At 36.1% G+C, this 14655-nt stretch carries 8 protein-coding genes and 2 pseudogenes; 1 reads left to right on the top strand and 9 read right to left on the bottom strand.

Features of this window, described 5'->3' with window-relative positions; translation table 11 throughout:
- Positions 1 to 91 precede the first annotated feature (91 nt).
- Positions 92 to 4759, top strand: a complete 4668-nt coding sequence (locus tag V8Q34_RS17970) for an NACHT domain-containing protein (RefSeq protein ID WP_335836032.1) — start codon at positions 92 to 94, stop codon at positions 4757 to 4759.
- A gap of 494 nt (positions 4760 to 5253) precedes the next feature.
- Here the strand turns inward: V8Q34_RS17970 and V8Q34_RS17975 are convergent.
- The 9 genes and pseudogenes from V8Q34_RS17975 to V8Q34_RS18015 all read right to left on the bottom strand — a co-directional run.
- A pseudogene (locus V8Q34_RS17975) lies at positions 5254 to 5694 on the bottom strand (transposase); the annotation flags it as partial.
- A gap of 219 nt (positions 5695 to 5913) precedes the next feature.
- A pseudogene (locus tag V8Q34_RS17980) lies at positions 5914 to 6876 on the bottom strand (IS256 family transposase); the annotation flags it as partial.
- A 267-nt stretch (positions 6877 to 7143) separates the two neighbouring features.
- Positions 7144 to 7335 (bottom strand): transposase, encoded by a 192-nt coding sequence (locus V8Q34_RS17985; protein WP_335836033.1) that lies wholly within the window; start codon positions 7333 to 7335, stop codon positions 7144 to 7146.
- 70 nt (positions 7336 to 7405) lie between these two features.
- Entirely contained in the window at positions 7406 to 8809 is a 1404-nt protein-coding gene (locus V8Q34_RS17990) for an oligosaccharide flippase family protein (protein ID WP_335836034.1), read from the bottom strand.
- Between the two features lie 11 nt (positions 8810 to 8820).
- On the bottom strand, positions 8821 to 9669 hold the full coding sequence (locus tag V8Q34_RS17995) for an SDR family NAD(P)-dependent oxidoreductase (protein ID WP_335836035.1): 849 nt from the start codon (positions 9667 to 9669) through the stop codon (positions 8821 to 8823).
- A gap of 4 nt (positions 9670 to 9673) precedes the next feature.
- On the bottom strand, positions 9674 to 11401 hold the full coding sequence (locus V8Q34_RS18000; RefSeq protein ID WP_335836036.1) for a thiamine pyrophosphate-binding protein: 1728 nt from the start codon (positions 11399 to 11401) through the stop codon (positions 9674 to 9676).
- An 11-nt stretch (positions 11402 to 11412) separates the two neighbouring features.
- Entirely contained in the window at positions 11413 to 12555 is a 1143-nt protein-coding gene (locus tag V8Q34_RS18005; protein WP_335836037.1) for a polysaccharide pyruvyl transferase family protein, read from the bottom strand.
- On the bottom strand, positions 12530 to 13624 hold the full coding sequence (locus V8Q34_RS18010) for a glycosyltransferase WbsX family protein (RefSeq protein WP_335836038.1): 1095 nt from the start codon (positions 13622 to 13624) through the stop codon (positions 12530 to 12532). Before V8Q34_RS18010 ends, V8Q34_RS18005 begins: the two co-directional genes overlap by 26 nt.
- Positions 13625 to 13641: 17 nt before the next feature.
- Positions 13642 to 14646, bottom strand: a complete 1005-nt coding sequence (locus V8Q34_RS18015) for a glycosyltransferase family 2 protein (protein WP_335836039.1) — start codon at positions 14644 to 14646, stop codon at positions 13642 to 13644.
- Between the last annotated feature and the right edge of the window lie 9 nt (positions 14647 to 14655).

Here is a 14655-nt window from a genome sequence, read left to right on the forward strand (position 1 = left end):
TCCAGTAATTTCTTATGAAGTAATCAAACCACATGTTATAGTTTTTGTCAGTGACATGGCGGTGCCAAAACAGTGACAAGGAGACCATTTTATGATTCTTAGTGATGTATTGCATATTCTGCAGAAACCAGTTGACTCTATTGGCATTAAAAATACTCCTCTCTATGTAATGCTTTTTACGGATGATACAAACGAAAATCTGGTTCTTTACAATGATGCGGCTAAGAAAGTATTCAGTAACCGCGGGTTGACAGACAAAGTTAGCATGGAGTATTGTAATGAATACGGATTTTTACATCTCACAGATAATATAATGAAAAAATATCTTCCGTTGATCAGACAGCATACTTCTATCTACAATCAATTAAAAGAACTTGTAGAAAACAGCAAACAGCTTCCTGATTCTTACAAAGAGCAGTTAATTTCATCCTGCATGCCGGAAAATGATTATCAGCTGGCCCGTTTCATTGCGGCTTGTATACTTTGTGGCAGCTATCATTCAAATCGGTTAAATGCCAAAGAAAAAGATACTGAGTACCATTTTGGAATTGATTTTATGAACCTGAACCGCCGGATTATTACGACGCCTATTGTCAGAAAAATTTGGAAAGCATCGCAGCAGGAATTTCTGGTTTCTCATAAAGAAGGTAACCGTTTCCATGATCTGAATATTATTCAACGGCTGCTTCCTAAAGGCTATATAACCAAAAGTGATTTTCACATGCGTGCCAAAACAACAGATGGTAAGATTCGTTCTCTAATGGATATCTGTAAAGAAGAAAATAAAGATATTTCTGTAATCGGAGAAGGAGGGATAGGAAAGACAACATTTCTCCAACAGCTTCTGGAGGAAGAATTCTGGGATAAAGAGAAAAAACCGACAGTATATGCCAGCGGACGGCCAATCCCTATTTTTATAGAACTGAGACGCTGCCCTTCACAAATTGACCATTGGTATGAAGATAACTATAAAAAAACAAATTTCATTACACGTTATATAGGACAAATGCTGGAAAACCATAGTTCATTAAATGCTGTGTCCGAGGAAACTTTAATCTCAGTTGAAAAAGAAATGCAGCGTGTTCCGGAAAATGGCATACCACAATATATGCTTCTTTTAGACGGTTTTAATGAAGTAAGTATTGCTGAAAAAGGTACTTCACAGTCCTGTCGTGCCTTGTTAAGCAACGAGATTTCTGTCATCCATCAAGAATATGCTAATGTAAGGATTATTGCGACCAGCCGGAAAACACAATCTGCTTACTTTACCTCCACCTTCCAGAATGTTTACTTGATTGGACTGGAAGAGGATGATATAAGAGATTATTTAAGTAAATGCATGTTTTCTAATGCATCTATTGGAATAACGCTTGCAAATAAAACCTTAGTAAAATGCCTTCGCATTCCCCTGTTTCTATGTATGTTTTCCTACGCCAAACCAGCAGATGATATGATGCTGCCGGAGACTCCCGGAGAAATCTTATATAGTTTTTTCCATAGAAATTCTTTCTTCTACAATATAAGAAAGCATGCTGAAGATACACACACTAACCCACTGAATGAATTAGAGACTGCACTTGTGCTTGATTTTATCCTCCCATATATTGGCTGGGTAATGGAACAGAATGATATTTTTTCATTATCGGAATCGCAGTTAACACAAACCATTCAAGACGCTCTTGACATCATTAAGAACCTGCTGATAACAGCATCTTCTCTTCCATACGAAGATTTTTCGTACAGCAAAGATATTTTGAATCAAATTTATCTTTCTCTGTCGGAAAGAAAAGATTCCATACATAAAATCATTGCATGCGCTTTTGATTATCTTGGAATCTTGTATCAATACAATGCTCTGGAGAAAGATATCGCAGATTGCCGCCAGTATTCTTTTATCCATCATCATTTCCGTGACTATTTTTCGGCCATTCTGGATATACAACTGCTGCGTATGCTGCCTTTTATAGACAAATCATCTTTTATTGAAAATGAAATATCTACTTATACTTATAACCAATTCCTTAATTCCCATTTCTGGAACCAGAATAAAAAAGAATTAATCAGCCAGATTCTGATGGAACACAGGAATAAGCCTAAATTAAACTCAGTTTCCGAAAACTGGTATCTTCCAAAATTTGATACAAATGAGCAGCAGGTATTAAGTGATGCTATAAATTTTTGCAGAACATTTGGAAAGACATATCCGATTCACTATCTCCTCCATAACGTACTAATGGCAATCGTTTACGGGAGACAAGAATTATCTGGTATGGACTTAACAGATTTGAATTTCAAACATTTCAATATATTTGCTATACCATGCAGTAAGAAAGGCGCAACCTCCACTCTGGCCGCCCACTTTGATAATTCTATCCTGCCTGACTATTTTCTGCAGCCAGAGGATCATGTAGACAGTATAGACGAATATGCTTATTCCGGTCAGTATTGTTATACACTGGATGATACGGGTACAATAAAATGCTGGGATATCTTCTCCGGATGTCTGGAATACATACTACAATCCGGTGCTCCAAATGGCCAGTACGATTATTCTCCGGACGGACTGATGAAGATTTCCTCAGACGGGAAATGGCTTGCTGCTAAGGTATATCATAACGAAGCTAATGACTGTTCAGCCTGCCTGTATGTTTTTAATCTGGAAAAACCAGATCAAAATCCAGTAACATTATATCCCCAAAAGCAGCATAGAAAAATCACCAGTTTTTCCTTCACGGAGGACAATAACAGCATACTGTATCTGGCTGATCAACATGACTTGTACTGCTTTGACATTATAACACAAAAGGAAATTTACTCCTGCCATTATGAGCAGTTTCTAAAACAGACCGAATTATATGCCTCCACAGCATATTCTGATATTTATGCATTCAGTGGTGAATATGATCTCTTTGATTGTACTGATTATTACCCGGAATATGAGGACGATGAGCCACTGCCGGAAGAAAACGACCATACTTTATATATTGAAGATATTGATTCCGATACGGATTGGGAGGAGAATTCGATTCCTACTCCCTGTGTGCTCTTAAGATGTATCCCGTCTTCCAAAGAGATAGAAGAACTTTATCGTTTTTCTGGCGAACCCGGTACTTACCCGTTAGCAAAATATTTTCCTTCATTGGATTGCTTTCTTCTTTTTAATGAAGAGAGCCGACAACTAGAAAAGTTTTATTGTTCCCGCAAAGAAGCTGAAATCGTATGGGAAGAACTCACTATAGAAAATGGTAACGCTTCGCCTTCCTCTATCCAGTACTGTCCAGGCCATCCAAAGGAATGCTATATTATCTACCCGCAATGCAGTTATAATGTAGATCTGGTTACCCATAAGCAAAATGGAATTCTAATGAAATACGATGTATCTGCATTGAGCAAGCTCATAAATAATGACAGCGAAATGGAAGAATTGATTTTCTATCCCAATGTCATACCAAACTGTAATCGTTTTATTATACGAAATTCAGAAAACACTTATGAATGGGATACTGCCAATGACACATTACGTCGGAGATACAATACCGCCCTTTTTGAATGTCGGGATATGTTTTTTGACAAAATACACGGACTCGGTATTCTTGTACATCAATTTAATGGCATCTCCGTTTTCAGCGGCAGCATCCCAAAGCTGGTTAATGCATACTGCTACCCTAATACAGAGTATTATGCAAGCGGCTGCTGTTATCATGAAGTGACCCAAAACTTGGCCATCATGTTCAGTAAGGCCAGCCATGAATATGTAGAGATCATTAATCTTCATACCAGCAAACGGGAAATTGTTTTTTCTACACTCCTTGCCCACAAAACGCTGGAAAGCATACAATTCCATCCTGACGGAAGATATCTGCTGATCACACTCGAAGATAGATGCGTGGAATACCAGCTTTCTTCTAAAAAAACTTATTTAGTAGAAAAAGCAGGTGACAATGAATTATTCATAGACGGCAGTTATACAGACGAAGAAAGGCCTATGATACGGATTGCTATCGTGGAACATTTCAATTATGATAATCTCCGCATTGAACCGCACTGCGACCATTATGCTGTCAATCATACATCGAAGGCTGCTGTATATAAAAAAGAATGGCGATATTATATGCCCACCCTGACACATGAGACTGCTACAAATTTTCTTCACTACAGCTATGATATTGGAAATGGATGTTCTTATACTAAAGAGGAATATCAAACTTACTGGTGTACATGCGGATTCTTCCTGCATAACTATCCGGACGATGAAGCCTTTCAGCACATCCGCTGCAGTAAGTTTATCGGAAATCGTGAACAAAAAATCAATAAAAGTTTCGGAAGATTGCAAATGATATTCTGCCGCCATGATTTTGCCCTTGCTACCCAATACCGTACGGAAAGAAATTGTAATAATTACTCATATTGTTCAGATGATTTTTCCCAGGTCATTGAGATATTTGATCATCATAATATTACTTACTGGAAAGATTTATCCGCTCACCCGACTTCTGAAAGATATGTATACAATAATGGAGAAAATACTTCTGAAGAGATGGCATACTCATATTGGGATACTGTAATCCCCTGGTTTTCAGATACCTTGCTCGCTTGTTATGAACAATATCATCTCTTGTTGTTAAAAAGAGCATTGCATGGAAAGTCTATTGAAATACTTTATACACCTGGTATAGCTATAAATGGTTGTAGTTTTTATGGGGTAAAGGCTAATGATAAATTGAAGGAGGAATTGGTGTATAATGGGGGGAGGATATAAAAGATGCCGAATAATACAAGAAATCGTAATTGTTTGTATTAGCAGTGAATAATTAATATCCTACAATTCTCATGCAGTAATTGCAAGGACTTTACCTATAGGGATTGCCAAATATATGTTTTAGTTTTAGTTTTTGATTTTATGAGGCTATGAAGAAAAATCTGTAAATAAGATTCTTCTATGATAATGAGTGGTGAAAAGTCTTAAAATAGGCTTTTCGCCCTTGCTTTATATATAACAGTTACAAAAAGGCATGTCAACAGCAGGCGGTAAATCCGCCTGTTATTCGCTCATGTTCGATCACTCCGGAAGCCGTCCTTCGTACATGATACTTAATTCTCCATACACCTGAGCCCAGTTCCGGATGGTTGTGGTCCATTTCTTTGTGGCCTCAAAGGTTGCTAAATATAACGCTTTGAGCAACGCTGTGTCGCTTGGAAATACGCTTCTCTGGCGGTTCAGCTTTCGATAAGTGAGACTATGAAGGAAAGTCTCTCCGAGGTCTCAAATCCGTAGATATCTTCAATAGTTTCAGATATCTGCCGGGTAGTCATTCCCTTCGCATACATGGAGATGATCTTCTGGTCAATATCAGAAATGTCTTTCTGGCGTTTTTTGACCACCTGTGGTTCAAAGGTAGATTTTCGGTCTTGCGGCACATCGATTTCCATGGAACCGAAACTACTGTTGACCCGTTTTCGTTTGTAACCGTTCCGGTAATCATCATTGTCTGAGCGTTCCGATTTTTGATATCCCAGGTGATCATCCAGCTCAGCCTCCATCATTTCCTTGATGGTTCCGCCAAGAAGATCTTTCAGGGCATCCTGAATGTCTTCAGCTGTCTGAATATCGTATTCTTCCAAAAGCTGATGGATAATGCTGCGCTTTCCTTCCGTCATTTGTACTCTGTGTACTGGTTTCTTTTGTCTTGCCATAATAAAAGGCCCTCCTATGATTTTTATTTTATCATAGAAGAACCTTATAAATCCTATTTTACAGAAAAAGTTTCACACTCTCAGGGTCTGGTTTCTTGCGGGTACTCAGTGGTAAGCCCTTCGAAAGCTTACCACTGAGAATCCATGCCGTCCGGTACACCCAACCGGTTAAGCGGTACACTTTTTCCATGCACGCGGTACATTTCGAGCGATTTATACAGGGAAATCCATATATGTAAGTGTTTCATCAATACCGTCTTCCAGTTTCTTGGCAGCGGCGGAAAGCTTCCTTTCACGGAGTTTTTGGGCTGCCTGAGCTGCTTTTTCACAGGCAGCTGATTTACATTCCTGTGAATGAATTGCCTTTAACATCATGGCTACTTCCTTCATACATTTGCGTGGTGTTGCAGAGAAGATGTTGCGGTAGAAATGTACAGTACAACGCTGATATTTTGCATCAGGAAACACCTCGGGTATTGTTTCAAGCATACCCAAGCATTTATCACCTATGATGAGGCGTACACCATATAAACCACGCTCTTTGAGCCAGATAAAGAAGGAATGCCAACTCTCTTTATCTTCCTTCATTCCCTCGGCTGCGCCAATAATTTCACGGCAACCGTCCTGATTAACGCCCATTGCAACAAGGATGGAGACGTTTTGAACCTCACCGCCCCAGCTGCGTTTCAGATATACACCATCCACATAAACATAGGGATATTCCCCTGTCAGTAACCTTGTACGCCAAATTTCAATGCGTTCATAGGCCTTTTTATTAAGGTTACTGATGGTTACGGGAGACACTTTGGTTCCCCACAGAGCTTCTGTGATATCCTCAACACGGCGAACAGAAACACCGGCAAGGTACATCTCGATAAGGGCTTCTTCAACAGAGCATTCTCTGCGGCGATACCGTTCGATAATAGCAGTTTCAAACTGAACACCTTTTAGTTTAGGAATTTTTAGGGTAACATCCCCAGCAGTGGTCTGGAAGTTACAGTTGTAATGGCCGGAACGGTACCCCTTACGATTACCAGAACGCTCATACTTCTCAGCATTTACTAACTCTTCTGCTTCATGATCAAGCAGGGCATTGAGAGTTTTCTCAACACTGGAGCGGACTAAATCTCGTAAATCGTGCTTTATTAAATCCTCGTTGAGTTGTATAATGTTATCAGACATGTTTTATAGCTTCCTTTGTGAGATTTTTGTGTGGTAACTTAATTCTACCAAACGGCTATAGAACATGTCTATTTTATAAAATTGAATTTGCGAAATTAATTATACGTCATCATTTCCGGACATGTGATATTTTTGAAGCAGAATATTCATTTCCTTCTTCTGCATCTGCATAAGATATTTTAGATTGTTGTTTACTGAGCCAGTAACTAAATGTGGCTGGCGGGACAAGATGCTTTCCTGGAAATCTTTGATCCTGTTAACTAAAAATCAACTGTTTGCGCATTTTAGCATTTTCATTTTCAAAAAGCAAGTAGAAGTTATTGTAGCTTCCGTTTCCCAGCGTGTCAGCATATTTGGATGAACCTCATGATCAGAAGCAATTTCATTTAGCATGCGCTCGCCACGGAGCACTTCCAGAACCAGCTTGGATTTAAATTCTGGTGAATAAGCTTTTCGCATAGTGTCACACTCCTTTAATTTAAGTCTTAGCGACCTAACGATAAACTATGCAAAATTTTGTCTAAAATCATTAGTCCATTATATGTCTTCTCGTTATAATACTTATCACTTTATTAAACTGTTTTCTATTACATATCAATATCAGCACGGTAATTGCTATTTGAATCCCACAAGCAATATTTAGGGTGGCTAAAATCGCATCAACCACAATTAATGCAATGCAACAATAATGCAAATTCCATTTAACGTTCATACGGATGAAATCGTATAAAATGATTGTCCTTAAAAACCACATTACAAAATATCCCATCATAGTCGCAAAAGCGGCACCAACAGCGCCCCACTTAGGTATGAATAAGAGATTCATAATGATATTAACAACTGCACCAAGAACAGTTGTTGTAGCAACCGATTTTGTCTTTCTTACTGCCGCAAATAATGAGCCTTCAAACTGGGCTATGCCATTAAACACGGTACCAACTAGTAAGAATGGAACACACTTCCATGCTTGAAAAAAATCTTTTGAATACAAAATTTTGGCCATTGGAATATTTATTAACAACAAGCCCGCGCATACAATCATCGAAATAAAACTATAAAAGGAATAATTGTTACCAATAAAACCATCTTTATCGTCTTTATCAAATTCCGAGATAGCAGAAATAGACCACGCATTATAAAATATGTTTTGAAACGTTGTAAGTATCGTTGGTATTTTATACGACACCGCATACACACCATTAGTTGCAACGCCGCAGAACCAAGTCAAAATATACCTATCACTAGCATTATTTACCCACCAAGCAATACTATTCGCTATCAGCGGCGAACTGTATTTTATCATAGGAGCAGATAGATTCCTAAAATTAGACAGTCTTAAATCCTTATAGACCTTACCGACACTAAACTGATATAACACTTGTAAAAGCAAACCTATCGTGTTACTTATCATGTAACCAGTAATGCCGAATTTAAATACAACAAGTAGAATGACATTACTTGAACAAGTTACAACTGTACAAATAATGCCGCTCAGTGCAATTGTTGAAGCCTGATTTTTTGCCTTAAGATACAAATTTAAGCAATTGTTAATCGCACCAAGCTCAAAGGCTAAAAACAAAAACAATAAATATATGGTTGAAATCTGAAACATCCCTAATAAACGAACCCCTATCAATCCGCCTAAGAGTACAATTGTTCCTATTATAATAACCCTAAATGTAGTTGATAATACATCCCTTTTTTCATATTCAGAATCCATACTAAAACGTAGGGTTGCATCCTGAATACTCAATAATAGTATAGGGATAAGTAATTGGGCCGTAGACTGCAACAAATCCACAGTTCCATAATCGGAAGTACTTAAAATGGCAGTATATAATGGAACCATTAAAAAAGTTACTATTTTAGATCCAAAACTTCCTATCGTGAAAAGACCCACATTTTTTAATAAAACTTTATTCTTTTGATTCATAGTTCACCTTATTAATAGCTCATATCATCGTATGTTAATACGCCCGCACCACCTGTAGCATAGATAATGTCTCCTACAATCATTTTTCCTATATCACTAACTAAAACTGTTGCTAGATTCGCAATCTCTTCCGATGCAACATATCTTTTAGCTGGCGAATAATCTAAATGCATATTATCGTCTGTATCTTTGAACAACATAGGTGTTAATGCCGAGCCTGGGGCTAACCCATTTACAATGATTCCATACGGCAAATACTTCTTTGCCATGCCTAATGTTAAACCTCTTTCCCCCCACTTTGCGATTATATATGGAGAAATGGCTGGTCTTAATGCAGAGGAAGAAACAATGTTCAATACATTGCCCTTTATCGATCTTCTTATCATATACTGAGCGATTTCTTGTGAAAAGAAATAAACACCTTTTAAATTAGTGTCGAGAATTGTATCATAGTCTTCTTCGTTAGTATCTGGAAATACTTGTCCACCATTAACTCCCGCATTGTTTACAAAAATATCTATATTCTTATTAAAGCCATTAGAAAATTCAAAAAATCTTTTTTTCGCGTCATCGACTCTCGAAATATCAATTTCTAAAATTTCAATCCTAGAAGAATCACAATTACAAACTTCAACCAGCTTTTCCTTTGTGCCTACTAAACGTTCTGTATTTCTAGCGCTAATTACCACATCTGATCCATTTTTCAAAAATGACTCTGCTATAGCTAAGCCTATTCCTGATGTTCCTCCTGTGATTAACGCACATCGCCCTTCTAAAAAATGACCCTCTAAACAAGGTATTAGCACTTTTTCCTTTTTTTCTTTTATAAGTTTCCTTTTAAGATAAGATTTTATTTCCATATATTTATCCCTTCATTGCATGCTTAAGTTTATCAAAAGTTTTATCACCCAGCACTCCTTTTATAGAATTCTTAATGCCACTTTTCACATTAGATGTAATTGTTTTTGTTTTGTTATTCTCAATCAACGATAGATAAGCTTCACTTTCATCCTTGTCGCTAACAAACACTTCAAAAACAATAGGATTCTCTGATTTACCAATAAAAGTATTAATGTTTTCTTCAAACTCTGTCATGTTTCTAGCTGTAATGTATTTAAAGCCACATGACTGTGCCCATCCTTCTGCTGTTTTAAAATGATTTGCTGCTGCAACAAATTGGTTTCTTTCCGACACATTTTCTCCATGAAGCTTAAATTCAATGCCACCATTATTATTTATAAGAAGTACTCTTACATTATTTCGTATCTGTCGTAATGCCAAACAATTCATGTCATATAGAAAAGCCAAATCCCCTATTATCATAAATGCCATTTTTTCTGAGGCAACGCTTTGTCCAATTAACGTGGACATACCTCCATCTATGCCAAATGCACCGACATTTGAATAACACTCAATACTTTTATCCAGTTCAAACAAATTCCATACTCTTAGGCAATTAAGTATAGAAAATTGAAGAATACTATTTCTCGGAATTCGACTGTGCAGTTTTTGAGCAATTGCCACATTCGAAAATGGAACATTAATATCTGTATTCTTTGTCAAAACAAGCTCTTTCCATTGTTCAAAATACGAATGAGTCACCTTTCCCGAATTAACACGTGAAAAGAAGTCAATTTCTTCTCCTTGATAGATTCTAGTTAATTTGTCATATGTGTCTACAACTTCTCCATCATGGCAGATTCTCCAATGCTCCATACTGTCTAACATATTATTAGAAAATGCCAAATAAAATGGATAATCACCTGTCTGTCCCCCGGTTGAAATCAACACATCTGGTTGAAGGGATCGCATCTCTTCTGTTGAACTTGATGATAATAAAAGGTTTCCGTGAATAACATATTTATTATCAAAATTTGACAAATGATTTGCGTAAATGACAACATTGGTACACTCACAAAATTTATCGATACAAGCGCATTCCTCTTTAGTTAACGGCAAATGTTCACCTATCACTATCAGTATTTTTTTTCCAGCTAAATCATCCCCAATGATTTCACTACATGAATAGCGTTTAATCGGAGTAATGCTTTTTGCTACATCGTGCAATGGGAAATCTAACCAAGGGATACATAATTGCACAGGTCCATTTCCATTTTTACTTAATTCCAATATTGCCTGGTTCACAACACGAATGCTATGATAGTAATCGTTAATATCGGTAATAAACGGTAATTCAAATGATTTTTTTACGCAATCATTCGGAAGAGAAGTCTGATCAGGTTCCTGCATATATTCCTGATACTTAAATCTGGGATGTTTCTCCATTGTGATAGCAAGAATCGGAACCCGCTTATAAAAAGATTCCGTTAATCCTGGCACATAATTTCTTGTTGCTTGTGCACTTGTACATACCAATGCAACTGGATTTCTATTTTGCAAAAAAAGTCCTATTGCATAATATGCAGCACTTCTCTCATCTACAACTGAATGACAAGTAAAAAAATCATCCTTTTCAACTACCTCAATAATTGGAATATTAGTACCACCAGGGCTAATTACCAAATCACTTATTTTGTTTTTTTTCAATAGTTGTATTAATATTTTTATATTATCGATATTAGCATATGCCATTGTCTTTCTCCTCAACGTAAGTTCTTCATTATTTCGCACATTTCATTTAATAAAAGCGCATTCTTCTTTTCTATTATCTCCATCGATGCACGCTGAGCAACCTGAAGATACGTACAATTATTTATATATTCAATGGTTTTTTCAACTGCACTCTCAGTAGTTTCATACTTCCCATTAATTACATAAGGATAATTTAAACTGCCATATAATCCTTCAAACTTCCGACTATATGACACAGGAATAGTCACAACCCCAGAAGAGAATGCAGCTATAGTCGCGTGCATTCTAGCACCAACAAAAATATCCATTTGACTAATATAATTTTTCGCATCTATAGGTGTCACGAATGCAGATGCTAGTCTAGTCATTGGATACTCGTTATTCAACTTTTTACAAATTCTATAATCATCATCATAAGCGTTTTCTATCAAATCAATTACATGCGGAATAAGATGAACTTCATAATTATCTATCAATCTTTCTATAATGATACTAATAAATTTTTTATAATCCAAAACTAAATCAAATTGATTTTCTGAATTAAACCCACCTTTATACAACATTCCAGACACATTTATACCAATGCGTTTTTTCTTATTATCACTCTTAGCACTTTTTTCATACGGCAAGACAAAAGCCATATCAGATACAAGTTTTACATCGGTGATTTTGAACGTTTTCTCCAGCATCTTTTTAGACATTTCATCTCTTGAAAACACGGATGACGCTTTTTTTAGAATAGTCGACGCCATATCACTAGAAACTTTATTAATAAATGGTCCATATGTCTGTGGCAACAAAACGTAATTCTTACAACAAAATTGTGCAAGTTTTTTGTGGCGGACTAGTTCCTTAAAGTATTTCTCAGAATAAATATCAGAAAAACTATCACCCATTGTTACATCGAAAATAACGTCACAAGACAGCAATGTACGAATATATTTAAGCTTTAAATCCTTAATTTTGGGATAAACATTAACAAAATTTATATCACCAAAATAATCTGGCACCACTCCTAAATTCGTACCAGAAAAATTATAAATAAAATCCTCTGGTGCTAACCAATCCTTAATTATAGAAATAAAAGAATAAACCAAGGCTTCACAACCCTTATTCGCAGATTCAAATTCAAATCCAATCAGTCCTATTTTCATATTTTTCAGACCACTCCTTAATCCACTCAAGATATTTATACTGATTTTCTTCAGTAGGTTCTAGCATCATACCCTCACACCATTCATTCCAAGCATTTATGAACACATACTCAGCTTCACAAATGGAATCCATATACTCAAAAAACATTTCTTTTGTTGGTGGTGTTACTAAATAGCCTCTGTAATCATGGCGTGGGGTATTATCCCATTCAAAAAACAATCCTCTAATGTATCTGGTCGTATCGCATTTTATATTAGTCATCAATTTGAACACTTTTTCTCCAGAATATATTTCCACATAAGAATTTCCCAGTTTTCTAGAAAATTTGCCTATTTTATTAGCAAGTCGATGTGCAAAATATGACGGCCGACTTCTAAGCGCATTCAATGATGTCCCAGGTTCTCTAAGATGCACAAATTCGGTATATTTACTTAACTGTTCCTGAAAAGAATCCAGTTTTTTAGGTGCTGACTGTTCAAAGGTTTCAATCAGTGAAATGCCTGCAAATCCCATATCGATACAACGTTTATTCAGGTATTCTATGTATTCATTCTTTTCTTTGAAATCAGATTTGAACAACATAAACAACGGTTTATTATCTCGCTTTACATACCTAACATCTTTAAAAAACAGAAGTAAGTATTGAAAATGCTCTTCCCATTGTGTTTCTCCTCCATATGTCTGTTCTACAAGAAGTTTTTTTGAACCCTCCCATGTACGAAACCAACTGTGGTTTGCCCAACAGAAAAAAAACTTCATTGGAATATCTAGATTCTGGATAAGTATCTCTGCAGGTTTTTCTAACAACTTTCTCCCGGAAAAATAATAATGATAAAAAATCATCCCATCTATACCATATCGAGAGGCCAGATCAGCTTGCCATTTCATAGTTCCACTATCTTCTAGTGAATAATAGTTATTATTCAGGGGAACCTTAGGCTGTTTATGACTTTTATATAAGGGATTGGCTTTTCTAACATTAACCCACTCTGTAAAACCTTTCCCCCACCATTCATTATTCTCAGGTATTTCATGATACTGAGGTAAATAAAAAGCATACTTCTTCATATTTGTAAACTCTCCTATTAATGCACGACGCATGTTCTAATTTTCGTTATAGCCCAAAAGATTAAGTCATTGTCTATTATAATCAAATACAATTTTAATTTACTATAAAACGTCAAGCGAGACGCCAAATCTATATTATTCTTAAGAAACACTCTAATCTTTGCTTTAATCAACGAATACTGCTTATATCTATCACTATTCAAGACTACTCTAGCCGAAAAAAAATCTTTTACCAGTTGATCAAATAGAAATAATAATAAGTCATCTTTTTTTTTGCTTTCACAGAAAAAATCACTTAGTCCTTCTTGTTTTCGCTTATAAAGAGCCACCATATTCTCAAATGTGATATCTGGTTTCTGTATCCATCGCTCATCCAAAGTAGATGCAGAATAGTTATATATATATAGTTCTCGATCAATGTAAAATATATCTGCTCCTGCATCAAGCAAATCTAGATTAAACATAGCATCCTCACCATGAATAAAATCTGTAGCAAACTGAGTTCTATTTTTTCTCAAAAATTCCAGCTGATACAGTTTTGCACAAGGACCATGCATAGATTTTTTGCGAATTAAACATTCATACAATTCTTGATTATCAATAAAACCTTTTAAAGAATTGAATTCTTTATTCGAATAGCTTATCCCGTTTTTTATGAAGCACGTATCATAAACAATTATATCAGCTGGTATGGAAAAATCATCCTTTTTGATCGCAGAAGAAATAATAATATCATCAGAATCGACAAACATTACATACTTTCCTTTGGCTATTGATAAACCGTAATTTCTTGCAGAACTAACTCCAGCATTTCTTTGATAGCAATACTCTACTCTCGTTGCGTAATATCGAGATACAAGATTTTTATACACCAAACTATTTTTCTCTTGTGATCCATCATCTATCAAGTAAATCATAAAATCAATATCTGTAAGAGAACAAATCGAGTTCAGGCACGCTTTTACATATTTAGTCGGAGTGTTATAAACTGGTACAATAATTGATAATAACTCTTTTTCCATTCAACGCTC

Source organism: Blautia sp. JLR.GB0024, assembly GCF_037000545.1.
In the GTDB taxonomy this organism is placed as follows: Bacteria; Bacillota; Clostridia; order Lachnospirales; family Lachnospiraceae; genus Blautia; species Blautia celeris.